Source organism: Erythrobacter sp. GH1-10 (genome assembly GCF_045363165.1).
GTDB lineage: Bacteria > Pseudomonadota > Alphaproteobacteria > Sphingomonadales > Sphingomonadaceae > Erythrobacter.
Window position 1 is genome coordinate 1,415,247 of the sequence record NZ_JBJFLP010000001.1, and the last position, 24,791, is coordinate 1,440,037.

Below are 24,791 nucleotides of genomic sequence, written 5' to 3' on the forward strand. Positions count from 1 at the left end.
CAAGACCTTTAAGGAAACCACTATGGCCCGCGATTATCCGCTGGAGCGCTATCGCAATATCGGCATCATGGCTCACATCGATGCCGGCAAGACCACCACGACCGAGCGTATCCTCTACTACACCGGCAAGTCCTACAAGATCGGCGAAGTGCACGATGGTGCCGCGACGATGGACTGGATGGAGCAGGAGCAGGAGCGTGGCATCACGATCACCTCGGCTGCCACCACGACCTTCTGGACCGCAGAGGACCCGACCAAGGATCCGATGTCGGACCCCGAAGCGCTGCGTGCGGACATGCCCAAGCACCGCATCAACATCATCGACACCCCCGGCCACGTCGACTTCACCATCGAAGTCGAGCGTTCGCTGCGCGTGCTCGACGGTGCGGTCGCGGTGTTCGACGGTGTGGCCGGTGTGGAACCGCAGTCCGAAACCGTCTGGCGCCAGGCCGACAAGTACAAAGTCCCGCGGATGTGCTTCATCAACAAGCTCGACCGCACCGGTGCCGACTTCTATTACTGCGTGCAGTCGATCATCGATCGTCTCGGCGCGACCCCGCTGGTGCTGTATCTCCCGATCGGCGCGGAAAGCGACCTCCAGGGTGTTGTCGACCTCGTCAACAACCGCGGCATCGTGTGGCAGGCCGAAGACCTCGGTGCGAAATACGAGTTCGTCGAAATCCCTGACAATCTGAAGGACAAGGCTGCCGAATACCGCGAGAAGCTCATCGAGACCGCCGTCGAACAGGACGACGATGTCATGATGGAATACCTCGAAGGCAACGAACCCGATGCGGCGACGCTCAAGAAGCTGATCCGCAAGGGCACGATGGCGCGCGCCTTCGTTCCGGTGCTGTGCGGTTCGGCGTTCAAGAACAAGGGCGTCCAGCCGCTGCTCGATGCTGTCGTCGACTACATGCCGAGCCCGCTCGACGTTCCGGCGATCAAGGGCGTGCTGCCCGACAGCGACGAGGAAGACACGCGTCCGTCGTCCGATGATGCGCCGTTCGCTGCGCTGGCGTTCAAGATCATGAACGACCCGTTCGTCGGCTCGCTGACCTTCACCCGCATCTATTCGGGCAAGCTCTCCAAGGGCTCGGTCCTGAACTCGGTGAAGGACAAGAAGGAAAAGATCGGCCGGATGCTGCTGATGCACTCGAACAACCGCGAGGACATCGAAGAGGCATTCGCGGGCGACATCGTTGCGATTGCAGGTCTGAAGGAAACCACGACCGGCGATACGCTGTGCGATCCGTCCAAGCCGATCATCCTCGAGCGGATGGAATTCCCCGATCCGGTTATCGAGCTCTCGGTGGAGCCGAAGACCAAGGCCGACCAGGAAAAGATGGGCGTCGCGCTCAACCGCCTGGCTGCCGAGGACCCTTCCTTCCGTGTATCGACCGACCACGAAAGCGGCCAGACGATCATCAAGGGCATGGGCGAGCTTCACCTCGACATTCTCGTCGATCGCATGAAGCGCGAATTCAAGGTCGAAGCGAATGTCGGTGCGCCGCAGGTTGCTTACCGTGAAGCGCTCGCCAAGGAAGTCGAGCTGACCTACACCCACAAGAAGCAGTCGGGTGGTTCGGGCCAGTTCGGTGAAGCCAAGGTCGTCGTCACGCCGGGTGAACGCGGCCAGGGCATCATCTTCGAAGACGAGATCAAGGGCGGTAACATTCCGCGCGAATACATCCCGTCGGTCGAGAAGGGCATGCGCGAGCAGGCCGAAAGCGGTCACCTGATCGGCTTCCCGATCATCGACTTCACGATCCGCCTGATCGACGGCAAGTACCACGACGTCGACTCGAGCACGGTTGCGTTCGAGATTACCGGTCGCGGTGCGATGCGCGAAGCCGCGCAGAAGGCCGGGATCAAGCTGCTCGAGCCGGTGATGAAGGTTGAAGTGGTGACCCCCGAGGATTACCTCGGTGACGTTATCGGCGACCTCAACAGCCGTCGCGGCCAGATCCAGGGTACGGACAGCCGCGGCAACGCCCAGGCGGTCGAGGCATTCGTGCCGCTGGCCAACATGTTCGGCTACGTCAACGAGCTGCGTTCGTTCACTCAGGGCCGCGCCCAGTACACGATGCAGTTCAGCCACTACGACGAAGTGCCGGCGAATGTCGCGCAGGAAGTCAAGGAGAAGCTTGCGTAAGCAGGCGACACGGTCTAGGGGCGGCGCCTGATTCAGCGGGTGCCGTCCTCGTCCCGCACAGATTCAATTTCAACTCAGAGGTTATTTGGTAAAATGGCTAAGGAAAAATTCGAGCGCAATAAGCCGCACTGCAACATCGGCACCATCGGTCACGTCGACCACGGCAAGACCACGCTGACTGCGGCAATCACCAAGGTGATGGCTGAAACCTACGGCGGCGCAGCCGTCGATTTCGCCAACATCGACAAGGCTCCCGAAGAGCGCGAGCGCGGCATCACCATCTCGACCGCACACGTCGAGTACGAAACCGAAGCGCGTCACTATGCACACGTCGACTGCCCGGGGCACGCCGACTACGTGAAGAACATGATCACCGGTGCTGCCCAGATGGACGGCGCTATCCTGGTCGTGAACGCAGCCGACGGCCCGATGCCGCAGACCCGCGAGCACATCCTGCTTGCCCGTCAGGTCGGCGTTCCGGCTCTGGTCGTGTACATGAACAAGGTCGACCAGGTCGATGACGAGGAAATCCTCGAACTCGTCGAACTGGAAGTCCGTGAACTGCTTTCGAGCTACGATTTCGACGGCGACAACATTCCGATCATCAAGGGTTCGGCTCTGGCCGCTCTCGAAGGTCGCGACGACGAAATCGGCAAGAACTCGATCATCGAACTGATGAAGGCTGTCGACGAGCACATCCCGCAGCCCGACCGTCCGGTCGACAAGGACTTCCTGATGCCGATCGAAGACGTGTTCTCGATCTCGGGTCGCGGTACGGTTGTGACCGGCCGTGTCGAAACCGGCGTCGTGAACGTTGGCGACGAAGTCGAAATCGTCGGCATCAAGGACACCACCAAGACGACCGTGACCGGCGTCGAAATGTTCCGCAAGCTGCTTGATCGCGGTGAAGCCGGCGACAACATCGGTGCCCTGATCCGCGGTATCGGCCGTGAAGATGTGGAGCGTGGCCAGGTTCTCGCGAAGCCGGGTTCGGTTACGCCGCACACCGAGTTCAGCGCAGAAGTCTACGTCCTGTCGAAGGACGAAGGCGGCCGTCACACGCCGTTCTTCGCCAACTACCGTCCGCAGTTCTACTTCCGCACCACCGACGTGACCGGCGAAGTGATCCTGCCGGAAGGCACCGAGATGGTGATGCCGGGCGACAACGTGACGATCAACGTCAAGCTGATCGCACCGATCGCCATGGACGAAGGTCTGCGTTTCGCAATCCGCGAAGGCGGCCGTACGGTCGGCTCGGGCGTGGTTTCGAAGATCACCAAGTAAGCCGCTGCCTCGCTTGAGGCGCGACAAATTCGGGGCCCGGTTCTCAAATGAGAGCCGGGCCCCAATTTATGCGGGAGCTGTTTTGCCGATTGCGCATCGCAGCCATCGCACGGTTCGCGCATTTTTCGGCGGGTTCGGGGTTGCCAGAATCCCACTCGCCCGATATACGCGCGCCAACTTCGACGGAGATTCGTTTCCGTTGTAACGAAATTTGATGGGCCGCCCGCGGAAGGGATACCGAAGCGGGGCCGGCCTTTTGTTTTTGAGAGTTGGCAACAGCTCTTTGGCTCTTTCGCATCGGTGTAGGAAATGGAAGCACAGAATATCCGTATTCGCCTCAAGGCGTTCGACCATCGCGTTCTCGACCAGGCTACTGGCGAAATCGCAGACACCGCGCGTCGTACGGGTGCCCTTATTCGTGGTCCCATTCCCATGCCGACGCGCATCGAGAAGTTCACCGTGAACCGCGGCCCGCACATCGACAAGAAGTCGCGCGAGCAGTTCGAGGTGCGCACTTACAAGCGGCTGCTCGACATCGTGCAGCCCAACGCCCAGACGGTCGACGCGCTGATGAAGCTGGACCTCGCTGCGGGCGTGAACGTCGAAATCAAACTGGCCTAAGCCAGGTTCGACCGGTCCTTCCGACGGACCTTAAACGTGTCGGAGAATTTCAGGGGCTCCAACGGCCCCGCCGATCGGAAACCGATCGGCAAGACATTGGGATACCGCCGGACATGATCCGGGCTGCGTCCCCCGTCTCGCCAAACTGTCCATGGGGCAGGGCGGCACTCAGCCCGGACGGGGCGATGCATGACAATTTGGGCTGGCAAGCATGCGGGGATGGTCTTCGTATGCCTCTGTGTAGGAGTTTAGACGATGCGCACTGGCGTGATCGCAAAGAAGGTTGGGATGACCCGCCTCTTCCAGGAGGACGGACGGCACGTGCCCGTTACCGTGCTCGCTCTGGAAGATTGCCAGGTCGTCTCGCACCGCACCGCTGACAAGGACGGTTATTTCGCTGTCCAGCTCGGTGCAGGCGAAGCAAAACAGAAAAACGTGGCGAAGCCGCAGCGTGAACATTTCGGCAAGGCCGGTGTCGGGCTGAAGAAGCGCGTCGCCGAATTCCGTGTCGAAAGCGAAGAGGGCCTGCCGCCCGTCGGTGCGATGATCAGCGCCGATCACTTCGTCGCCGGCCAGAAGGTCGACATCACCGGTCACACCCAGGGTAAGGGTTTTGCCGGGGCGATGAAGCGTTGGGGCTTCGGCGGTCTGCGCGCGACCCACGGCGTTTCGATCTCGCACCGCTCGCACGGTTCGACCGGCAACCGCCAGGATCCGGGCCGCGTGTTCAAAGGCAAGAAGATGGCCGGTCACATGGGTGATCGCCAGCGTACGCAGCAGAACCTCGAAGTGGTTCGCACCGATGCGGATCGCGGCCTCATCTTCGTCAAGGGTTCGGTCCCTGGCTCGAAGAATGGCTGGTTGCTGGTCTCCGACGCTGTGAAGCTTGCTGCAGCCGACGACCTGCCGTTCCCGGCAGCGATCGTCGACACCGCCGCTCCGCAGACCGAAGAGCCCGCTGCTGAAGCTCCGGTTGAAGAAACCGCAGTCGAAGCTGCCGAAACGCCTGCTCCCGAAGCAGAGGCGCCTGCAGCTGAAGCCCCGGAAGCCGATGCTCCCGCGGCCGACGAGAAGAAGGAAGACTAAGCCATGAAGGTGAAGGTCCAGAAAATCGACGGCAAGGCGTCGGGCGACATCGAACTGAACGATGCCGTCTTCGGTGTCGAGCCGCGCGCCGACATCCTGCACCGGGTTGTCACCTGGCAGCTCGAAAACCGCCGTGCCACCGCACGCCCGACGCGCGAGCGTTCGGATGTTGCGCGCACGGGTGCGAAGTACGGCCGCCAGAAAGGTTCGGGCAACGCTCGCCACGGCGATCGCGGCGCTCCGATCTTTATCGGTGGCGGCAAGGCGCACGGCGCTCGCAAGCGCGATTTCAACCAGTCGCTGAACAAGAAGGTTCGCGCACTCGGCCTGAAGATGGCGCTTTCGAGCAAGGCCAAGGACGGCCTGGTGGTCGTCGACAGCCTGTCGCTGAAGGACGCCAAGACCAAGGCGCTCAAGGGTCACTTCGACAAGCACGGCTTTGCGGGCAAGGTCCTGGTGATCGACGGCGAAACCGTGGACGCGGGCTTCAAGAAGGCCGCAGGCAACCTCAAGGGCGTGAACGTCCTCCCGGCAGCCGGTGCGAACGTCTACGACATTCTCAACCACGACACGCTGGTCCTGACCAAGGACGCTGTCGCCAAACTGGAGGCGCGCTTCAATGGCTAAGAAGCAGAACGTTGATGCCCGTCACTACGACGTGATCCTGGCCCCGCACATCACCGAAAAGTCGACTCTGGCTTCGGAGAACAACGCGGTGGTCTTCAAGGTGGCGAATGATGCAACCAAGCCGCAGATCAAGGAAGCGGTCGAGGCGATCTACGAAAAGAAGGTCGTCAAGGTGAACACCATTCTCACCAAGGGCAAGACCAAGCGCTGGAAGGGCAAGCCCTATAAGCGCTCGGATTTCAAAAAGGCTGTCGTGACGCTCGCTGAAGGCGAGATGATCGACATCACCAGCGGTATCTGAGGCGGATCATGGCACTCAAGAACTATAAACCGACGAGCCCCGCACGCCGCGGCCTCATCCTCGTAGACAAGTCGGGCCTCCACAAGGGCGGCCCGGTGAAGTCGTTGACGGAAGGCAAGCGCAAGACCGGCGGCCGGAACAACAAGGGTCACGTGACCTCGCGCGGTATCGCCGGCGGTCACAAGCAGAAGTATCGCTTCATCGACTTCAAGCGTCGCAAGTGGGATGTCCCCGCGACCGTCGAGCGGATCGAGTACGACCCCAACCGCACCGCGTTCATCGCTCTCATCAAGTATGAGGACGGCGAACTCGCCTACATCCTGTGCCCGCAGCGTCTCGCTGTCGGCGACACGGTGGTCGCGGGCGAAAAGGTCGATACGAAGCCGGGCAACGCCATGCTTCTGGGCCAGATGCCGGTCGGCACGATCTGCCACAACGTCGAGATGAAGCCGGGCAAGGGCGGCCAGATCGCCCGTTCGGCAGGCGCATACGTCCAACTGGTCGGTCGCGACCGCGGCATGGTCATCGTGCGTCTCAACTCGGGCGAGCAGCGTTACCTGCGCGCCGATTGCATGGGTACGGTTGGCGCGGTTTCGAACCCTGACAACCAGAACCAGAATTTCGGCAAGGCCGGTCGCACCCGCTGGAAGGGCCGTCGTCCGCTTACTCGCGGCGTCGCAAAGAACCCGGTCGATCACCCGCACGGTGGTGGTGAAGGCCGCACCAGCGGTGGCCGTCACCCGGTTACTCCGTGGGGCAAGCCGACCAAGGGCGCCCGTACCCGCAACAACAAGCAGACGGACAAGATGATCATCCGTTCGCGCCACGCGAAGAAGAAGAGGTAATCCGACATGGCACGTTCCGTCTGGAAAGGTCCGTTTGTCGAGCTCAGCCTGCTGAAGAAGGCAGAGGACGCACAGGAAGCTGGCAACGCCAAGCCGATCAAGACCTGGTCGCGGCGCTCCACCATCCTCCCGCAGTTCGTCGGGCTGACCTTCAATGTCTACAACGGACAGAAGTTCATCCCCGTCTCGGTTTCGGAAGAAATGGTCGGCCACAAGCTTGGTGAATTTGCGCCCACGCGCAACTTCCCGGGTCACGCCTCCGACAAGAAGGGCAAGCGATAATGGGCAAGGCAAAGGCACCCCGCCGCGTTGCTGACAATGAGGCGCTGGCCGTCGGCACCACGATCCGTGGTTCGGCGCAGAAGCTCAACCTCGTTGCCGAGCTGATCCGCGGCAAGAAGGCCGAAGAGGCCATGAACATCCTCGCTTTCTCCAAGAAGGCGATGGCGAAAGACGCCAGCAAGGTGCTCGCTTCGGCGATCGCCAACGCGGAAAACAACCACAACCTGGATGTCGACGCGCTCGTCGTGGCGGAAGCCTCGGTCGGCAAGTCGATCACCATGAAGCGTTTCCACACGCGCGGTCGCGGCAAGTCGACCCGCATCCTCAAGCCGTTCAGCCGGCTGCGGATCGTGGTGCGTGAAAGCGAGGACGCGTAAGATGGGTCAGAAGAGCAATCCGATCGGTCTGCGCCTGCAGATCAACCGCACTTGGGACAGCCGCTGGTACGCCGAAGGGCGTGATTATGCCGCGCTGCTGGCCGAGGATATCAAGATCCGCAAGTACATCGTCGAAAACCTGCCGCAGGCAGCGATTTCGAAGGTCGTGATCGAGCGCCCGGCCAAGCTGTGCCGCATTTCGATCTACGCGGCTCGTCCGGGTGTCATCATCGGCAAGAAGGGCGCAGATATCGAAAAGCTGCGCACCAAGCTTGCGTCGATGACCGAAAGCGAAGTGAAGCTGAACATCGTCGAAATCCGCAAGCCGGAAATCGACGCCAAGCTCGTCGCCCAGGGCATCGCCGACCAGCTGGTCCGCCGTGTCGCTTTCCGCCGCGCGATGAAGCGCGCCGTGCAGTCCGCGCTGCGTCTGGGTGCCGAAGGCATCAAGATCGTTTGCGGGGGCCGTCTCGGCGGTGCGGAAATCGCCCGCGTCGAATGGTATCGCGAAGGCCGTGTGCCGCTGCACACCCTGCGCGCCAACATCGATTACGCTGAAACCGAGGCACTGACCGCTTACGGCATCATCGGCATCAAGGTCTGGATCTTCAAGGGCGAGATCCTCGCTCACGATCCGACCGCACAGGATCGCCTGATGATGGAAGCACAGACGTCCGGCGTCCGTCCGGCACGTTGAGGTAGAGAACCATGCTGCAACCGAAAAAAACCAAGTATCGCAAGGCCTTCAAGGGCAGGATCAAGGGCGAAGCCAAGGGCGGCACCACGCTGAACTTCGGCTCCTACGGTCTCAAGGCTCTCGAACCGGAGCGGATCACCGCTCGCCAGATCGAAGCCGCGCGTCGTGCCATCACCCGCGCCATGAAGCGTCAGGGCCGCCTCTGGATCCGCGTCTTCCCGGACGTCCCCGTGTCCAAGAAGCCTGCCGAAGTTCGTCAGGGTAAGGGCAAGGGTTCGGTCGAATACTGGGCAGCGCGCGTCAAGCCGGGCCGCATCCTGTTCGAACTCGATGGCGTTCCGGGCCCGCTCGCGGCGCTCGCATTCGAACGCGCAGCCATGAAGCTGCCGATCAAGACCAAAGTCGTCGCCCGGTTTGGCGATGAATCGCACCTGAAGGGTTAGGAAGATGGCCGATATCGAAGATCTTCGCACCAAGACTGACGATCAGCTGAGCGCGGAATTGACCGAGCTCAAGCGCGAGCAGTTCAACCTGCGCTTCCAGGCTGCGACCAACCAGCTCGAGAAGCCTTCGCGGATCCGCGAAGTGCGTCGCGCGATCGCCCAGATCAAGACGCTGCAGAACGAGCGCGCTGCGACCGCAGCGGCCAAGGCGTAAGGAGCAGACAATGCCGAAACGTATCCTGATCGGGACTGTCACCTCCGACAAGACCGACAAAACCGTGACCGTGCTGGTCGAACGCAAGGTGAAGCACCCGCTCTACGGGAAGATCATCCGTCGTTCGAAGAAGTATCACGCTCACGACGAGAAGAACGAATACACGCTGGGCGATATCGTCCGCATCGAGGAGACCAAACCGATCTCCAAGACCAAGACCTGGGCCGTGAAGGACCGGGTTGTTGCGGGCGGAACGCAGGCGATCGAAGCCGATCTGGACGTGGCCGAGGCCATCCCGGGCGGCGCAGAGTAATTGACGTAGGAACTGCCTTGCCCCGGTCAGTATCGGGTGTCTCGGCAAGCCAAGAGAAGGAACCGGATCGATGATCCAGATGCAATCCAATCTCGACGTCGCGGACAATAGCGGCGCCAAGCGCGTCCAGTGCATCAAGGTGCTGGGCGGCTCGAAGCGCCGGTTTGCCTCCGTTGGCGACGTGATCGTGGTTTCCGTGAAGGAAGCCCAGCCGCGTGCAAAGGTCAAAAAGGGCGACGTTCACCGTGCGGTGATCGTGCGCACCAAGAAGGACGTTCGCCGTCCCGATGGCAGCGTGATCCGTTTTGACAGCAATGCTGCTGTCCTCGTGAACAAGAGCGAGGAGCCGATCGGCACCCGTATCTTTGGCCCGGTGGTGCGCGAACTGCGCGGCCGCGGCTTCATGAAGATCATCAGCCTCGCTCCGGAGGTGCTCTAAGATGGCATCCGCTAAGATCAAGAAGGGCGACAGCGTCGTCGTGCTTTCGGGCAAGGACAAGGGCCGCACCGGCACCGTCCAGCAGGTCATGCCGAAGGAAGGCAAGATCGTTGTCGAAGGCATCAACGTCGTCGCCCGTCACCGCAAGCCGAGCCAGCAGAACCCGCAGGGTGGCATCGACCGTTTCCCGGCTCCGATGCACATCTCGAAGGTTGCTGTGGCCGATCCCAAGGATGGCTCGCCCACCCGCGTCCGTTTCGAAGAGAAGGACGGCAAGAAGGTGCGCGTTGCCGTGAAGAGTGGGGAGACCATCGATGGCTGATTACACGCCTCGCAAAAAGGCCGAGTATGACGAGACAATCGTCAAGGCGATGACCGAGAAGTTCGGTTACAAGAATCGCCTCGAAGTTCCGCGTCTCGAAAAGATCACGCTCAACATGGGTGTGGGCGAAGCGAGCCAGGACAAGAAGAAGGTCCAGACCGCTGCCGAGGAAATGGCACTGATCGCCGGCCAGAAGCCGGTCATCACCAAGGCGAAGAAGTCGATCGCACAGTTCAAGCTGCGCGAAGGCATGCCGATCGGTTGCAAGGTCACCCTGCGCCGCGATCGCATGTACGAATTCCTCGACCGCCTCGTGACGATCGCAATGCCCCGCATCCGCGACTTCCGCGGTGTGAACGCAAAGTCGTTCGACGGCCGTGGCAACTACGCGATGGGTCTCAAGGAACAGATCGTGTTCCCCGAGATCAGCTACGACAAGATCGAGAAGGTGCGCGGTATGGATATTATCGTCACCACCACCGCCAAGACCGACGAAGAAGCGCGCGAGCTGCTCCGTCTGTTCGGCTTCCCGTTCCAGGGCGAAGCCAAGGCACAAGAGAAAGAAGCGGCGTGAGCCGGAAAAGGAAGAGAGCTTAAGTCCAATGGCGAAACTGAGTTCCATCAACAAAAACGAGCGTCGCAAGAAGCTCGTCAAGAAGTACGCAGCGAAGTACGAGAAGCTGAAGGCGATCGCGAATGACGAGAGCCTTGACGAGAACGAGCGTCTGCTCGCCCGGCTCAAGATGGCCGAGATTCCGCGCAATGCGAATCCGACCCGCGTACGCAATCGCTGCGCCACCACCGGCCGCCCGCGCGGCTATTACCGCAAGTTCGGCATCAACCGCATTGAACTGCGTCAACTCGGCAACCGGGGCATGATCCCCGGCCTGACGAAGTCGAGCTGGTGAGGACATAGAACATGGCAATGACCGATCCTCTGGGTGATATGCTCACCCGCATCCGCAACGGCCAGCAGGCGAAGAAGGACTCCGTCCTGTCGCCGGCTTCCAAGCTGCGTGCAAACGTTCTCGAAGTGCTTCAGCGCGAAGGCTACATCCGTGGCTACAGCGAAGACGAGACCGGCAAGCACAAGGCGCTGCGGATCGAACTGAAGTATTTCGAAGGCGAACCGGCTATCAAGCACGTCGCCCGCGTTTCCAAGCCTGGCCGCCGGATCTATTCGGGTTCGAAGGAACTTCCGACTGTCCGCAACGGCCTTGGCATCACCATCGTCTCGACCCCCAAGGGTGTGCTTTCGGACGCCGAAGCGCGCACCGAGAACGTCGGCGGCGAAGTGCTTGCGGAGGTCTTCTGATGAGCCGCATTGGTAAGAAGGCGGTCCCGATCCCCGGTGGGGTCACCGCGACGATCGATAACGGCACGCTGAGCGTAAAGGGTCCCAAGGGCACCCTTTCGATGGGCCTTTCCGACCTCATCGACTACAAGGTCGAAGGCGAGGAAATCCAGGTAAACCCGGCCAATGACAGCAAGCAGGCGCGCTCCTACTGGGGCATGCAGCGCACGCTGGTGTCGAACCTCGTCGAAGGTGTGACCGAAGGCTTCAGCAAGACGCTCGAGATTTCCGGTGTCGGCTATCGTGCGCAGGCGCAGGGCAAGAAGCTCAAGCTGCAGCTCGGTTTCAGCCACGACGTCGATCTCGACGTGCCCGAAGGTATCGAAGTCAAGACGCCCGATCAGACCACGGTCGAGATCTCCGGCATCGACAAGCAGGCCGTCGGCCAGTTTGCCGCCGAAATCCGCCGCTGGCGCAAGCCCGAACCCTACAAGGGAAAGGGCATCAAGTATCGCGGCGAGTATGTCTTCCGCAAGGAAGGGAAGAAGAAGTAAGATGGCAAAGCTCTCTCTCTTTGAACGTCGCCGTCGCCGTGTCCGCACTGCGCTCCGCGCTCGTGCCGGCGACAAGCCGCGCCTGTCGGTGCACCGCACCGGCAAGCACATCTACGCGCAGATCATCGACGATGCCGCCGGCAAGACCGTTGCCGCCGCTTCGACGCTCGGTGCGAAGACATCGGGTGCGAACGTCGATGCCGCCGCGCAGGTCGGCAAGGATATCGCCGCCGCCGCCAAGAAAGCCGGCGTGACCACTGTCGTGTTCGATCGCGGCGGGTTCCTGTTTCATGGCCGCGTCAAGGCGCTGGCCGATGCCGCTCGCGATGGCGGGCTGGAGTTCTAAGAATGGCTGACGAAAAGAAACCAGAAGAAAACCAGAAGGCCGAAGGCGCTCCGGAAGTGACCGAGACGCTGGAAGTGCAGGCTGCCAAGGCTGCTGCGAACATGCCCGAGGGCACCGACGCCGCTGCCGAGCAGGCAACCCCTGCCGTTGCCGAAACGCCTTCGGAAGCTGCCGACAACCAGTCCGCCGCTCAGGAACCCTCGGCCCAGCCGACCGAACAGCCCAAGCAGCAGCGCGGGCGCGGTCGTGGTGGCAACGATCGTGGCCGTGGCCGCGGTGGCCGTGACAATCGCCGCGGCGGTCGTCGCGAGGAAGAAGATGACGGCATCATCGAAAAGCTGGTGCACATCAACCGCGTCTCCAAGACGGTGAAGGGTGGTAAGCGCTTCGGCTTTGCCGCACTCGTCGTTGTCGGTGACGGGCAAGGCCGCGTCGGCTTCGGCCACGGCAAGGCCCGCGAAGTGCCGGAAGCCATCACCAAGGCGACCGCGGCTGCGCGCAAGAAGATGATCCGCGTCCCGCTCAAGGAAGGCCGCACGTTGCACCATGACGGCAACGGCCGTTTCGGTGCCGGCAAGGTCACCGTCCGCACCGCGCCTCCGGGTACCGGCATCATCGCCGGTGGTCCGATGCGTGCCGTGTTCGAGAGCCTCGGCGTTGCCGACGTGGTGACCAAGTCGGTCGGCACCTCGAACCCCTATAACATGATCCGCGCCACCTTCGACGCGCTGCTGGACCAGACTTCGCCGAAGTCCGTCGCCCAGCGTCGCGGCAAGAAGGTTGCCGACCTCCTGGGTCGGGGCGGCGCGAGCGCAGCCGAGGCGGAAGCCGACGCTGCGGCAGTGGTGGAGTAATTCGAGATGGCTGCTGCAAAAACCATCAAGATCAAACAGGTCGGTTCGCCGATCCGTCGTCCCGAAAGCCAGCGCAAGATCCTGATCGGTCTTGGGCTCAACAAGATGCACAAGGTCGTCGAGCGTCAGGATACTCCTGAAGTTCGCGGCGCGATCGCCAAGATCCCGCATCTGGTCGAAGTGGTCGACTAATTGATCGACACGAAGATCGCCCTCCGAGAAATTCTCCGGTTGGAGGAGGAGGGCGATTGGAGTGCGGTTGAAAAAAAATCTCTAGAGCTGGTGCGAGCTATCGTAGCTGGCGAAGCTGAGGATCCACCGGATCAGATCTATCATTACATTGATGATTTTGACGTCCGGCAAAAAGATACTCGGTATGGAGATATGCAACGTGCTGACCTTCGGTCATACCTAGGTCAGTAAACCAAAAGCGCGAACAAAAGCGAAAGCGAGTGCACATTATGAAACTCAACGACATCCGTGACAACGAAGGCGCCCGCAAGGGGCGCATGCGCGTCGGCCGTGGTATCGGCTCGGGCAAGGGCAAGACCGCCGCACGCGGCCAGAAGGGCCAGAAGAGCCGTTCGGGCGTTTCGATCAAGGGCTTCGAAGGCGGCCAGATGCCGCTTCACATGCGCCTGCCGAAGCGCGGGTTCAACAACCCGTTCGGCAAGGACTATGCCGAAGTGAACATCGGCATGGTGCAGAAGTTCATCGACGCCAAGAAGCTCGACGGCAAGAAGGACATCACCGAAGAAGCGCTGCGCGAGGCCGGCCTCGTGCGCGGTGGCAAGGACGGTGTCCGCCTGCTCGGCAAGGGCGAGATCAAGGCCAAGGCCAAGTTTGTCGTCACCGGCGCGACCAAGGGCGCGATTGCCGCGGTCGAGAAAGCAGGCGGCAGCGTCGAAGTGACCGCTCCGACCAATCTCGAAGTGAAGGCCGCCAAGGCTGACGCCAAGAAATAATACGAGAAAAGCGTGGGCGGGGGGTTCGACAACGGGCCTCCCGCTCCCTATTTACCCCTGAGCGCGATCGGTCAGCGTCCGGTGGGGGCCGGTTCAAAGGCCAGAAGATCGCAAAACGGGTGGCTCGAATGCCTTACGGTTGCAGGGCCTAACGCTAGGATCGACAATACAAATGGCATCACGCGCCGACAGCATCGCAAGCAACCTGAACCTCGGCAATTTCGCCAAGGCAACAGAGCTGCGCCAACGCATCTGGTTCACCATCGGAGCGCTGGTGGTCTTCCGTTTCCTGAGCTACGTGCCGCTCCCGGGCGTAAACCCGGCGGCGCTGCAGAACCTCGCCGACCTCGGTCGGGGCGGGGTGCTCGAACTGTTCAACACGTTCTCGGGCGGCAGCCTTGAGCGCATGAGCCTCATCGCGCTCGGCGTGATGCCCTATATTACCGCGTCGATCGTGGTGCAGATGGCCTCGGCGTTGCACCCCACGCTGGCCGCGCTCAAGAAAGAAGGCGCAACCGGTCGGCAGAAACTCAACCAGTACACCCGCTATGGCACGGTTTTCCTGTGCGCGATCCAGGGATATTTCCTCGCTGCCGGCCTCGAAAGCTTCTCTGCGCAAAACGGCATCGCAGCCGTGGTCGAACCCGGCTACATGTTCCGCGTCGGCGCGGTCATCAGCCTGATCGGCGGCACCATGTTCCTGCTGTGGCTGGGTGAACAGATCACCTCGCGCGGTATCGGCAACGGCGTCTCGCTGATCATCATGGCGGGCATCGTCGCCCAGTTCCCTACCTTTGCGGGCAACCTGTTCGAAGGGGGCCGCACCGGCTCGATCTCGCCCGGCATCATCATCTTCTTCGTGGTGATGGTGGTCGTGCTGATCCTGCTGATTTCCTTCGTCGAGCGTGCGCAGCGCCGCCTGCTGGTGAAGTATCCCAAGCGCGCGACGCAGAACGGCCCGATGCAGCAGGACAATTCGTACCTGCCGCTCAAGCTCAACACTGCCGGTGTTATCCCGCCGATCTTCGCGAGCTCGCTGCTGCTTCTGCCGCTCACGATCAGCCAGTTCTCGGCCAATTCGCTCGATCCGACTTCGGGCATGGGCGGCGTGATCCAGACGCTCAACCAGTATCTCGCGCACGGTCAGCCGATCTACATGACGCTGTACGGGCTCGGCATCATCTTCTTCACCTTCTTCTACACCGCGGTGGTCTTCAATCCCGAAGAGCGCGCCGAGGATCTGAAGAAGGGCGGCGGCTTCATTCCCGGCATCCGTCCGGGCAAGCGCACCGCCGATTATCTCGAATACGTCCTTACCCGGATCACCGTGGTCGGCGCGATCTACCTGACACTGGTCTGCGTGATCCCCGAATACATGATCGCCCAGACCGGCATCCCGCTGTTCCTCGGCGGCACCAGCCTGCTGATCGTTGTCAACGTGACGGTCGATACGCTGAGCCAGGTCCAGTCGCACCTGCTGGCGCACCAGTACGGCGATCTTATCAAGAAGGCGAAGTTGAAAGGCCGCATGCGTTAACGCATAGCGTTCGCTCACTGTTCGAACGCGGGGTGGGGAGCCCCGCGCTACAAGGGGGTTCTCCGTGAACATCATTCTGCTTGGCCCTCCGGGCGCTGGAAAAGGCACTCAGAGCGCGGGACTGGTCGAACGCCATGGCATGCGCCAGCTTTCGACCGGCGACATGCTGCGCGCCGCGGTCAAGGCGCAGACACCGGTCGGGCTTCAGGCCAAGGCCGTGATGGATCGCGGCGAGCTGGTTTCGGACGAAATCGTCTCCTCGCTGATCGACGAGAATCTCGCCGAGATGAAAGCGGGGCAGGGCGCCATCTTCGACGGCTATCCGCGCACCGCCGCGCAGGCGGCCGATCTCGATCGCATTCTCGCCAAGCATGACCGCAGCCTCGACCACGTGATCGAGCTCGAAGTCGATGTCGATGCACTGGTCGAGCGGATCACCGGCCGCTTCAGCTGTGCCAATTGCGGCGCGCTCTACCACGATACCGCCAACCCGCCCGCCAAGGAGGGTGTGTGCGAGGTGTGCGGCTCGACCGAGTTCAAGCGCCGCCCGGACGACAACGAGGAAACCGTGCGCACCCGCATGCAGGAATACCGCGCCAAGACCGCACCGATCCTGCCGGGTTATGAGGAACGCGGTATCGTGAGCCGGGTGGATGGCATGGCCGGGATCGACGAAGTCGCGAGCGCGATCGACGCAATTCTCGCCTGAGGCGCAGGCGGGCTTTCGTTCGCTGCCCGCTTCGCTTAAGCCCTGATCCAAAGGAGATCAGGGACATGCGTCTTTCCATCATCGCCGCAGCAACCGCCGCGCTTGCCGCGGCCACACCGCTTGCGGCCGAAGTCACCGAGCAGGACGACAGCGGCTTCGTTACGCGCGATCAGGCGATCGTCGAGGCGACCCCCAAGGAAGTGTGGCTTGCGCTGATCACGCCATCGGGCTGGTGGAACGATGCGCACACCTGGTCGGGCGATGCGGGCAATATGACGCTCACCCCGCAAGCGGGCGGGTGCTTTTGCGAAAAGATCCCCGAATCCGAGGACCGGAACCGCATCACGCTCGAAGGCAGCGTCGAACACATGCGCGTGATCCAGGCCTACCCCGAAAGCGCGCTGCGCATGTCGGGCGGACTGGGACCGCTGCAAAGCGAGCCGGTGACCGGCATCCTCACCATCGCGATCAGCGAAGTCGAGGAAGGCACGCGGATCGTGTGGGAATACAATGTCGGGGGGCGCATGCGCTACGAGATCCCGGAGATATCCAAGGCGGTCGACGGAGTGATGAGCCAGCAGCTCGATGGCCTCGCCAGATTGTTGGGCCGGGTCGACGGGAAGGGCGAGAAGGAGGAAACCGAGGAACCCGAAACGGCTGAGGAACCGGAAGAGACCGAAGCCGAGGGCCCGAGCGTGGATGAAGCATTCGGCGATCTGAGCGGCGACGGTCGTTAGTCTACTCCGCGTTTCCACCATCGATGGCGAGCGAATTTTGACCGGTCCGGCTATCGGGTGTATCACGCTCTTGAAACTACCGGACCGCCACCCATATCGGCGGCTCGGTCGATTGTGCGCGACTAGCGGTTGACCTGAAAGCAGAATCGCCCTAAGCGCGCCTTCATTCGACACGCCTGATGATCCGTGGCGAACCGAGTCCGGGACGTGGCCGCTATTTGCGCGCCGCAACCGGGCTTTTGCCGTTTGATACGGATAGGGCGTGGCGATTTCGAATTGAGCGATGAGATAGGGGCCAGGGCAGCTTGTCCAAACCCCTGTGGAGCATGGAGAATTAAGTGGCTCGTATTGCCGGGGTAAACATCCCCACCAACAAGCGCGTTATTATCGCGCTCACCTACATTCACGGGATCGGTCGCACCACGGCCGTCCAGATTGCCGACAAGCTTGGCATCGATCACTCGCGCCGCGTGCAGGACCTCACCGACGAGGAAGTTCTGCGTATCCGCGAGACGATCGACGAGGGATTCAGCGTTGAAGGCGACCTGCGTCGCCAGACCGCGATGAACATCAAGCGTCTGATGGACCTGCGTTCGTATCGTGGCCTGCGTCACCGCAACCAGCTGCCCGTTCGCGGCCAGCGCACCCATACCAACGCCCGCACCCGCAAGGGCAAGGCCAAGCCGATCGCCGGGAAGAAGAAGTAAGCTCAGGTCCTACCTGACGCTTTTTCCTTCACCTGCATTCAAAAGGAATACGAGAAATGGCACGCGAACCCGGCAAAGTAAGGCGCCGCGACAGAAAGAACATCACCAGCGGCGTTGCGCACATCAACGCCAGCTTCAACAACACCATGATCACCATCACCGATGCGCAGGGCAATGCGATAAGCTGGTCCAGCGCGGGTATGATGGGCTTCAAGGGCAGCCGCAAGTCGACTCCGTATGCAGCGCAGGTCGCCGCAGACGATGCCGGCAAGAAGGCTGCCGAACACGGTGTGCGTACCCTCGAAGTCGAAGTGAAGGGCCCGGGCTCGGGCCGCGAGAGCGCGCTGCGCGGTCTCGCCGCAGTCGGCTTCAACATCACGTCGATCCGCGATGTGACGCCGATCCCGCACAACGGGGTCCGGCCATCCAAGCGTCGTCGCGTCTGATCCGAACCTGCCCGGCGGCTTTCGGGCCGCCGAGACCTCCTCGGACCGGACGCGCTTCACGGCGCCCCGGTCCGTCCACATTTCAAACCCGCTGCAAAGCGAATTAGGGGAAATCCATGTCCGTCAATACGAAGAACTGGCAGGAACTCAAGAAACCCAACACCCTCGAGATCAAGGACAACGGCGACAAGGCGCGCAAGGCGACTTTCGTTGCCGAACCGCTCGAGCGCGGCTTCGGCCTGACTCTCGGCAACGCACTGCGCCGCGTGCTCCTGAGTTCGCTCCAGGGCGCTGCGATCACGTCGATCAAGATCGAGAACGTGCTGCACGAGTTCTCCTCGCTCGCCGGTGTGCGCGAGGATGTGACCGACATCGTCCTCAACGTGAAGCAGATCGCGCTCAAGATGGAAGGCGAAGGCCCCAAGCGCCTGCAGCTTTCCATGACCGGTCCGGCCGAAGTTAAGGCCGGCGACATCGCCGTCACCGGCGACATCGAAGTGATGAACAAGGACCTCGTCCTGTGCCACCTCGATGAAGGCGCGACGCTGAACATGGAACTCACCGCGGACGTCGGCAAGGGCTACTCGCCCGCCGTCGCCAACCGTCCGGTGGATGCACCGATCGGGTTGATCCCGGTCGACTCGCTCTACTCGCCGGTTCGCCAGGTGAGCTACAAGGTCGAAAATGCCCGCGTCGGACAGGAGCTCGACTACGACAAGCTCTCGCTGACGATCGAAACCGACGGCACCGTCACTCCGGAAGACGCCGTGGCCTATGCCGCGCGCATCCTCCAGGACCAGCTGACGCTGTTCGTCCACTTCGAAGACGGCATCCCGCAGCCGCAGTCGGCCATGATCGGTCAGGCCGCGCAGCCGCAGGAAGACGACGCCAACCAGCTCAACCGTTACCTGCTCAAGAAGGTCGACGAGCTCGAGCTGTCGGTGCGTTCGGCCAACTGCCTCAAGAACGACAACATCATCTATATCGGCGACCTGGTCCAGAAGACCGAAGCCGAGATGCTGCGCACGCCGAACTTCGGCCGCAAGTCGCTCAACGAGATCAAGGAAGTGCTCAGCTCCATGGGTCTGCGCCTCGGCATGGACATCCCGGGCTGGCCGCCTGAGAACATCGAGGAAATGGCCAAGAAGCTCGAACAGGAGCTGCTGGGCTAAGGATCGTGTGAGTCCCCGCGCAGGCGGGGACCTCGTGCGAGACTGAAAGAGGCTCCCGCCTTCGCGGGAGTTCGCAAAACAGGGAAGGTCGGACCCTTTTCGACCAGCACTGGGCTACCTCACACGGGCCCTTTTCGAACGAAGGACAAATACAATGCGTCACGGAATTTCTCAGCGTAAGCTTTCGCGCAAATCGGGCCACCGCACGGCCCTGTTCCGCAACATGGCGGCTGCTCTCATCAAGCATGAGCAGATCCTGACCACGCTGCCCAAGGCGAAGGAACTGCGCCCCTACGTCGAAAAGCTGGTCACGCTCGCCAAGCGCGGCGGCCTGTCGAACCGTCGCCTCGCCATGACCCGTCTTCAGGACGAAACCCAGCTCAAGAAGCTGTTCGACGTCCTGGCCGAGCGTTACAGCGACCGTGACGGTGGCTACACCCGCATCATCAAGGCCGGCTATCGTGGCAGCGACGCCGCCCAGATGGCGATCATCGAGTTCGTCGACCGCGACGAAGACGCGAAGGGCCAGGACAGCGGCCCGGACATGAGCGAGATGGACGAATACGAAGACGCGTAAGCGCTTCTTTTCTAAACAGGACACACGAAGGGCTGGCGGAGCGATCCGCCGGCCCTTTTCGTTTGCGCCATTGACTCTCGGAGCATTTTGACAGACATTTCTGTCATGACAGAAATTAATGTCGATTCGAAACTGCCGCCCTCGGTGTCCCGCTTCGTCCTCCATTGGGGCGATCTCGGGGGACAGTGGGGCGTCAACCGTTCGGTCGCGCAGATCCATGCGCTGCTGTTCATTTCGGATCGTCCGCTCACCGCCGAGGAAATCGCCGAAACGCTCGGCATGGCGCGTTCGAACGTCTCTAACTCGATCAAGGAACTGCTCGGCTGGAAGCTGATCCACCGGGTGCCGATGATGGGCGACCGGCGCGACCACTTCGATGCAGAGGCCGACATCTGGGAAATGGCGATCAAGATCGCAGAAGGCCGCAAGGCGCGCGAGATCGATCCGGCCGAACAGGCGCTGCGGCTGTGTAATGAGGAGGCCGAGCGCGACCCGCTTGTCAGCCCGCAGGCGCGCGAAAAGCTCGCCGACATGCTCGATTTCGTCACCACCATGTCCCGTTGGCACGAGGAAATGACCAAGGTGCCCAAGCCCGCGCTCGCCGCGCTGATCAAGATGGGGGCGGGCGTGACCAAGCTGATCAACTGGAGGCCGGGCAAGAAGCCCGACTGACAGGCTCGCAAACCCCGGGAAACACGAAAGGGGATGCACGATGGAAGCCAGGAGTGCCGAGTGGGTGCCAGCACCGGCGCCGCAACTCCGCGATAAGCAAGCGGGCGACAGTCCCGCCTATGATGTCCGCTTCCGCCGACTGCTGGAGAGCTCCGACTGGTCGAGCCTTCCCGAAGCGGTGCGTCGCCGGTTTTCCAAACGCATCGTCGGAGACCGGGTGGCGATCTACCCAGGCGTGATCCGTGCAGCGCGGTTCTCGCGCGCCGGATGGCTGCTCGCCCAAGTTGCGCGGCTCATCGGCGGCCCGCTGCCGCTCGGCAGCGATTGCGGTGTCCCTGCCGCCGTATCGGTCTCGGAAGACGGCGAGAGCGGCGGGCAGTGCTGGACCCGGGTCTATGGTCGCAAGCGCGGTTTCCCGCAGGTGATCCACAGCGCCAAGCGTTTCGCCGGGCCGACCGGGCTTGAGGAGCATATCGGGTGCGGCATCGGCATGGCGCTCGCGGTGAGGGCGGTCGAAGGCGGTATCGAGTTCGTCAGCGATCACTATTTCGTCAGCCTGTTCGGGCGGCGCATCCTGCTTCCGAAATGGTGCGAGCCGGGCCGGACCACTGTCCGCCATATCGATGCAGGCGAAGGGGCCTTCGTCTTCTCGCTCGCGCTCGAGCATCCCGCCTTCGGCGAGCTCGTCTACCAGGAAGGGCTGTTCCACGATGCCTGATCCCGCCAACCCCCTCCGCGTGCTCATCATCGGGGCGAGCGGCGTCTTCGGTTCGCGGCTCGCCGAGCGCGCCGGTCTGGAGCCGGGAATCGAATTGACGCTCGCCGCGCGCAATCTCGGGAAGCTTCGCCGTGTCGCCGAGGGACTGCCCGGCGATGTGCGCTGCATGGCTCTCGACCGTGATACCCTGACCGCGCACGATCTCGCCGGGTTCGATCTGCTTGTCGACGCTGCCGGGCCGTTCGATGCGGAGAATATGCGGGTCGTCGAGTCCGCGATCGCCGCAAGAGTTCCCTATGTCGATCTTGCTGACGGGCGCGATTTCGTGCGCGATTTCCCGCGGTTCGTCGAGGTGGCGAAGGGCGCGGAAATCGCGCTTACCACCGGTGCGAGTTCGATCCCTGCGCTCAGCCACGCGGTGATCGACGAGCTCACCGCAGGCTGGCAGGCGATCGACGACATCGCGATCGGGATATTTCCCGGCAACCGCGCGCCGCGCGGGCTTTCGGTGGTCGAGTCGATCCTGTCCTATGTCGGCAAGCCGGTGCGGGTGTTTCGCGAGGGTCGGTGGCAGCAGGCGAAGGGCTGGGGAATGACCCACCGTGTCGCGATCCCGCATATCGGACGGCGCTGGGCGAGTGTCTGCGATACCCCCGAGCAGGACCTTCTGGTGGAGCGCTACGAGCCGCGCCGCAGCGCCGAATTCTTTGCCGGTCTGGAGCTTTCTGTTCTCCATCTCGGGCTCGCCGCTATGGCGTTGCCGGTGCGCTGGGGCTGGGTGCAAAGCCTGCGCCCGCTATCGAAGCCGATGCTGGCGATCGCCCAATGGTTCCTGCCGTTCGGATCGGACAAAGGCGCGATGCAGGTCTCGGTCGGGGGTATCGATGCTATGGGGTGCGAAACCCGGCGAGTGTGGAACCTCAAGGCCGATGCCAATCGCGGACCCTACGTGCCGGTGCTTGCCGCGCTGGCGATGATCCGTCGTTATCGCGATGGTCGCCAACCCGGGCCCGGTGCGCGCGCCTGCTCCGGGATCCTGACGCTGCGGGAGTTCGACGCGGACTTCGCCGCGCTTGGCATCGAATGCCGGGTCGAAACCACACTCGAGACAGGATCGGCACCGGCTGCGCCGGAGAGGGCTGGCGAACGCGCGCAAGCCGTGGCATCAGCCTGAGGCATGAAGCATCTCATCCTCGCCGCCGCCGGAGCGGCGCTCGCCATCAGCTCGTCCGCCTCTGCTCAGTCCGCACAGGAACGGATCGATGCGCGCTACGACCGCGCGCTCGCCGCCGGGTACAAGGCGCTGTTCCTGTGCAGCGGCATCGCCATCGCCGAGCGCAACGGCGCGACCCGCACGCCGGAGAGCATCCACGAATGGGAACTCACCGGCATTTATCCGAAGCTGGACCCGATCGTCCGCGACCTGCCTTATGAAATCGTGCGCAGACCGTCCGGGCAGATCGCGCATGTACAGGTCGAGTGGGCCGACGACATGCCCGACCGGGTCGCCGCCTATTACGGTCCCGAAACCGGCTGTTCGGTCCTCCCCATCGGCGCGCCCGAGGACATCAGCAATCCGACTGCGGCTGTGCCGGTCCCCGAGAGCGCCGAGCGGGAAGCGGCGACACCGGCCCTGGTCAGCGTGTCGAGCGGCGATCGCCGCGATGCAGCTCCGCCGGAGCCGGCCGCGACCCCGCTCGAGCAGGTGCTTGTCGATGCGCGCACCGGCAAGTACGGGGAGGGCACAAGGACCACGGCGGCCCTGGTTCGCCTCCATGGCGTCACGAATGGCCTGACCGAGCGCGCAACCTATGCCCCCGGTTTCAGTGCCGACACCCCGCAGCGCACCTGGTCGGTCGCCAAGAGCATTGCCGCCACTCTCGTCGGCGCAGCGGTGCAGTCGGGCGAGTTCAGCACCGACGATCCCGTCGGTCTCAATTACTGGCGCTCGGGCGGGCGCGGCGATCCGCGCAATGCGATCACCATCGATCACGCGCTGCGCATGGCGACGGGGCGCTATTCTGACACGCCGGGCAACCGCACCGATCCGCTCTACTGGGGCGGGACCACGGTGGACGAGCGCGCCGCCAACTGGCCGATGATCGTCCCTCCCGGCACGGTCTACCGGTACGCCAACAACGACACGCTGATGGCTGTAAAGGCGATCGAAAGCTGGCTGATCTATTACCCGCCGCACGAATTCTTCGCGAAGCTCGGCATGGACCACACCGTCGCCGAGACCGACATTCGCGGCAATTTCGTGCTGTCGAGCCAGGTCTGGACCACGGCGCGCGACCTCGCGACGCTGGGCCAGCTCTACCTTGAGGATGGGATGTGGAACGGCGAACGCTTGCTGCCCGAAAACTGGCGCGAATACGTTTCCTCGCCAAGCGGGCCGCAGCCCGAAGGGCGGGCATTCGGCTACGGCGCGGGATGGTGGCTGCTCAACAATTCCGAAGGCGTGCCTTACGATACCTTCGCGGCAATGGGCAATCGCGGGCAATATCTCGTGGTCGTGCCTTCACGCAATGTCGTGATCGTTCGGCGCGGGGAGGATATGGTCGGCACCCGCTTCGATATCGCCGCCTTCACGCGCGACGTGCTGGCCGCGCTCGACTAGACAGACGCCTTGGCGGCCCTATATCAGGCGTGTTCAGGAAAAAGTACTTTTATCTGAACAAAAGCTGTAAGAGCCCTTCAGCATCACCTAATTGCGAATCATCCATAAGGCCCATGTAACCGGCGCAATACCGCTCCGGCCAACCCGAGGATGAGACCTATGAAGAAGCTGACGAAGACTCTCGCCAAAGGCACGCTCGGGACTGTCGCGGCTGGCGCGATGGCCCTTGCGACCGCAACCCCGGCCGCCGCGAACGACCGCCACCGCGACAAAGGCGTAGACGCGGGCGATGTGATCGCCGGTGCGCTTGTGATCGGCGGGATTGCCGCGCTTGCGGGCGCCTTCGATGGCGACAAGGACAAACGGTATTACGACCGGCGTTATCGCGACCGCGACTATCGCGACCGCCATTATCGGGGCTACGACCGGCGCTACGACGATCGCCACTATCGCGGGCGCCACGGCAACCGCGCGGTCCAGCGCTGCATCAACGCCGTAGAGCGCGAAGCACGCCGTGCCGGGTTTGGCTACGCACAAGTCACCCAAATCCGCGATGTCGACCGTGAGCGGCGCGGCTTCGAGGTCGAAGGCCGGATCGAAGTCGGTGACCGCTACGGATACGGCTACCGCGACCGGTATCGCGGACGCGGGATCGATCGCGGCAAGTTCAGCTGCGATATCCGCCGCGGCCGGATCGTCGATATCGACTTCGACAATATTCGCGGCCTGCGTTGATCGCACGCCGCGCGGGGCCGGGGCGGATTTCGATCCGCCCCGTTACCCACACCGCAGGTTCACAAGCGGTTCAGGCCCCCGAAAGCCTGAGCCGCTTATTCTTGTCTTCATATCTTGAGCGATTGGTGGCCGCTCGCTTCGA

36 protein-coding genes are annotated in these 24,791 nt (G+C 62.5%); all 36 read left to right on the top strand.

Features of this window, described 5'->3' with window-relative positions; all coding sequences use genetic code 11:
* Positions 1-22: 22 nt before the first annotated feature.
* Positions 23-2,155: an elongation factor G gene (fusA, locus tag ACI5KX_RS06955; RefSeq protein ID WP_406809947.1), complete on the top strand. Its 2,133-nt coding sequence runs from the start codon at positions 23-25 to the stop codon at positions 2,153-2,155.
* 93 nt (positions 2,156-2,248) lie between these two features.
* Positions 2,249-3,439 (top strand): elongation factor Tu, encoded by a 1,191-nt coding sequence (gene tuf, locus ACI5KX_RS06960; protein ID WP_406809948.1) that lies wholly within the window; start codon positions 2,249-2,251, stop codon positions 3,437-3,439.
* A 309-nt stretch (positions 3,440-3,748) separates the two neighbouring features.
* Positions 3,749-4,060 (top strand): 30S ribosomal protein S10, encoded by a 312-nt coding sequence (gene rpsJ / locus ACI5KX_RS06965; protein ID WP_006831877.1) that lies wholly within the window; start codon positions 3,749-3,751, stop codon positions 4,058-4,060.
* Between the two features lie 255 nt (positions 4,061-4,315).
* Entirely contained in the window at positions 4,316-5,146 is an 831-nt protein-coding gene (gene rplC, locus ACI5KX_RS06970; RefSeq protein ID WP_406809949.1) for a 50S ribosomal protein L3, read from the top strand.
* A gap of 3 nt (positions 5,147-5,149) precedes the next feature.
* Complete coding sequence (rplD, locus tag ACI5KX_RS06975; RefSeq protein WP_406809950.1) at positions 5,150-5,773, top strand: 50S ribosomal protein L4; 624 nt, start codon at positions 5,150-5,152, stop codon at positions 5,771-5,773.
* Positions 5,766-6,074 carry a 50S ribosomal protein L23 gene (locus ACI5KX_RS06980; RefSeq protein WP_406809951.1) on the top strand — a complete coding sequence of 103 codons (309 nt, stop codon included), beginning with the start codon at positions 5,766-5,768 and terminating at the stop codon, positions 6,072-6,074. Before rplD ends, ACI5KX_RS06980 begins: the two co-directional genes overlap by 8 nt.
* 8 nt (positions 6,075-6,082) lie before the next feature.
* On the top strand, positions 6,083-6,919 hold the full coding sequence (rplB, locus tag ACI5KX_RS06985) for a 50S ribosomal protein L2 (RefSeq protein WP_406809952.1): 837 nt from the start codon (positions 6,083-6,085) through the stop codon (positions 6,917-6,919).
* 6 nt (positions 6,920-6,925) lie between these two features.
* Positions 6,926-7,201, top strand: a complete 276-nt coding sequence (rpsS, locus tag ACI5KX_RS06990; RefSeq protein ID WP_406809953.1) for a 30S ribosomal protein S19 — start codon at positions 6,926-6,928, stop codon at positions 7,199-7,201.
* Complete coding sequence (gene rplV / locus ACI5KX_RS06995) at positions 7,201-7,578, top strand: 50S ribosomal protein L22 (protein WP_406809954.1); 378 nt, start codon at positions 7,201-7,203, stop codon at positions 7,576-7,578. The genes rpsS and rplV overlap by 1 nt, the downstream gene beginning before the upstream one ends.
* A 1-nt stretch (position 7,579) precedes the next feature.
* Positions 7,580-8,275: a 30S ribosomal protein S3 gene (gene rpsC / locus ACI5KX_RS07000; RefSeq protein ID WP_406809955.1), complete on the top strand. Its 696-nt coding sequence runs from the start codon at positions 7,580-7,582 to the stop codon at positions 8,273-8,275.
* 11 nt (positions 8,276-8,286) lie between these two features.
* Positions 8,287-8,718 carry a 50S ribosomal protein L16 gene (gene rplP / locus ACI5KX_RS07005; protein WP_406809956.1) on the top strand — a complete coding sequence of 144 codons (432 nt, stop codon included), beginning with the start codon at positions 8,287-8,289 and terminating at the stop codon, positions 8,716-8,718.
* 4 nt (positions 8,719-8,722) lie between these two features.
* Positions 8,723-8,932, top strand: a complete 210-nt coding sequence (rpmC, locus tag ACI5KX_RS07010; protein ID WP_406809957.1) for a 50S ribosomal protein L29 — start codon at positions 8,723-8,725, stop codon at positions 8,930-8,932.
* A 10-nt stretch (positions 8,933-8,942) separates the two neighbouring features.
* Complete coding sequence (gene rpsQ, locus ACI5KX_RS07015; RefSeq protein ID WP_406809958.1) at positions 8,943-9,245, top strand: 30S ribosomal protein S17; 303 nt, start codon at positions 8,943-8,945, stop codon at positions 9,243-9,245.
* Positions 9,246-9,315: 70 nt separating this feature from the next.
* A complete protein-coding gene (rplN, locus tag ACI5KX_RS07020) occupies positions 9,316-9,684 on the top strand; it encodes a 50S ribosomal protein L14 (RefSeq protein WP_010411138.1) in 369 nt (122 codons plus the stop codon).
* 1 nt (position 9,685) lies between these two features.
* Positions 9,686-10,006, top strand: a complete 321-nt coding sequence (rplX, locus tag ACI5KX_RS07025) for a 50S ribosomal protein L24 (protein WP_406809959.1) — start codon at positions 9,686-9,688, stop codon at positions 10,004-10,006.
* Entirely contained in the window at positions 9,999-10,580 is a 582-nt protein-coding gene (gene rplE / locus ACI5KX_RS07030; RefSeq protein WP_406809960.1) for a 50S ribosomal protein L5, read from the top strand. The genes rplX and rplE overlap by 8 nt, the downstream gene beginning before the upstream one ends.
* 28 nt (positions 10,581-10,608) lie before the next feature.
* Positions 10,609-10,914 carry a 30S ribosomal protein S14 gene (rpsN, locus tag ACI5KX_RS07035; protein WP_406809961.1) on the top strand — a complete coding sequence of 102 codons (306 nt, stop codon included), beginning with the start codon at positions 10,609-10,611 and terminating at the stop codon, positions 10,912-10,914.
* Between the two features lie 11 nt (positions 10,915-10,925).
* A complete protein-coding gene (rpsH, locus tag ACI5KX_RS07040; protein WP_406809962.1) occupies positions 10,926-11,321 on the top strand; it encodes a 30S ribosomal protein S8 in 396 nt (131 codons plus the stop codon).
* Complete coding sequence (gene rplF, locus ACI5KX_RS07045) at positions 11,321-11,854, top strand: 50S ribosomal protein L6 (RefSeq protein ID WP_406809963.1); 534 nt, start codon at positions 11,321-11,323, stop codon at positions 11,852-11,854. Before rpsH ends, rplF begins: the two co-directional genes overlap by 1 nt.
* 1 nt (position 11,855) lies before the next feature.
* The gene (gene rplR / locus ACI5KX_RS07050; protein ID WP_406809964.1) at positions 11,856-12,200 is read left to right on the top strand and encodes a 50S ribosomal protein L18; all 345 of its coding nucleotides are present in this window, start codon (positions 11,856-11,858) and stop codon (positions 12,198-12,200) included.
* 101 nt (positions 12,201-12,301) lie between these two features.
* Positions 12,302-13,054, top strand: a complete 753-nt coding sequence (gene rpsE, locus ACI5KX_RS07055) for a 30S ribosomal protein S5 (RefSeq protein WP_406811336.1) — start codon at positions 12,302-12,304, stop codon at positions 13,052-13,054.
* A 6-nt stretch (positions 13,055-13,060) separates the two neighbouring features.
* Entirely contained in the window at positions 13,061-13,246 is a 186-nt protein-coding gene (rpmD, locus tag ACI5KX_RS07060) for a 50S ribosomal protein L30 (RefSeq protein ID WP_406809965.1), read from the top strand.
* On the top strand, positions 13,247-13,477 hold the full coding sequence (locus tag ACI5KX_RS07065; protein WP_406809966.1) for a hypothetical protein: 231 nt from the start codon (positions 13,247-13,249) through the stop codon (positions 13,475-13,477).
* 38 nt (positions 13,478-13,515) lie between these two features.
* On the top strand, positions 13,516-14,019 hold the full coding sequence (rplO, locus tag ACI5KX_RS07070; protein WP_406809967.1) for a 50S ribosomal protein L15: 504 nt from the start codon (positions 13,516-13,518) through the stop codon (positions 14,017-14,019).
* A gap of 172 nt (positions 14,020-14,191) precedes the next feature.
* Positions 14,192-15,556, top strand: a complete 1,365-nt coding sequence (gene secY, locus ACI5KX_RS07075; protein WP_406809968.1) for a preprotein translocase subunit SecY — start codon at positions 14,192-14,194, stop codon at positions 15,554-15,556.
* 64 nt (positions 15,557-15,620) lie between these two features.
* Positions 15,621-16,265, top strand: a complete 645-nt coding sequence (locus ACI5KX_RS07080) for an adenylate kinase (RefSeq protein ID WP_406809969.1) — start codon at positions 15,621-15,623, stop codon at positions 16,263-16,265.
* Between the two features lie 65 nt (positions 16,266-16,330).
* Positions 16,331-17,002 carry an SRPBCC family protein gene (locus tag ACI5KX_RS07085; protein WP_406809970.1) on the top strand — a complete coding sequence of 224 codons (672 nt, stop codon included), beginning with the start codon at positions 16,331-16,333 and terminating at the stop codon, positions 17,000-17,002.
* A 338-nt stretch (positions 17,003-17,340) separates the two neighbouring features.
* Entirely contained in the window at positions 17,341-17,709 is a 369-nt protein-coding gene (gene rpsM, locus ACI5KX_RS07090; RefSeq protein ID WP_406809971.1) for a 30S ribosomal protein S13, read from the top strand.
* 56 nt (positions 17,710-17,765) lie between these two features.
* Positions 17,766-18,155 (top strand): 30S ribosomal protein S11, encoded by a 390-nt coding sequence (gene rpsK, locus ACI5KX_RS07095; RefSeq protein WP_007164597.1) that lies wholly within the window; start codon positions 17,766-17,768, stop codon positions 18,153-18,155.
* Positions 18,156-18,271: 116 nt separating this feature from the next.
* A complete protein-coding gene (locus ACI5KX_RS07100) occupies positions 18,272-19,327 on the top strand; it encodes a DNA-directed RNA polymerase subunit alpha (protein ID WP_406809972.1) in 1,056 nt (351 codons plus the stop codon).
* A gap of 154 nt (positions 19,328-19,481) precedes the next feature.
* Positions 19,482-19,904, top strand: a complete 423-nt coding sequence (gene rplQ / locus ACI5KX_RS07105; protein WP_406809973.1) for a 50S ribosomal protein L17 — start codon at positions 19,482-19,484, stop codon at positions 19,902-19,904.
* Between the two features lie 105 nt (positions 19,905-20,009).
* On the top strand, positions 20,010-20,576 hold the full coding sequence (locus ACI5KX_RS07110; protein WP_406809974.1) for a GbsR/MarR family transcriptional regulator: 567 nt from the start codon (positions 20,010-20,012) through the stop codon (positions 20,574-20,576).
* Positions 20,577-20,616: 40 nt separating this feature from the next.
* Positions 20,617-21,294 carry a DUF4166 domain-containing protein gene (locus ACI5KX_RS07115; RefSeq protein ID WP_406809975.1) on the top strand — a complete coding sequence of 226 codons (678 nt, stop codon included), beginning with the start codon at positions 20,617-20,619 and terminating at the stop codon, positions 21,292-21,294.
* A complete protein-coding gene (locus tag ACI5KX_RS07120; protein WP_406809976.1) occupies positions 21,287-22,468 on the top strand; it encodes a saccharopine dehydrogenase family protein in 1,182 nt (393 codons plus the stop codon). Before ACI5KX_RS07115 ends, ACI5KX_RS07120 begins: the two co-directional genes overlap by 8 nt.
* Before the next feature lie 3 nt (positions 22,469-22,471).
* Positions 22,472-23,914, top strand: coding sequence for a serine hydrolase domain-containing protein (locus tag ACI5KX_RS07125; protein ID WP_406809977.1), 1,443 nt, complete (start codon positions 22,472-22,474; stop codon positions 23,912-23,914).
* Between the two features lie 159 nt (positions 23,915-24,073).
* The gene (locus tag ACI5KX_RS07130) at positions 24,074-24,649 is read left to right on the top strand and encodes a hypothetical protein (protein ID WP_406809978.1); all 576 of its coding nucleotides are present in this window, start codon (positions 24,074-24,076) and stop codon (positions 24,647-24,649) included.
* The last annotated feature ends 142 nt before the right edge of the window (positions 24,650-24,791 follow it).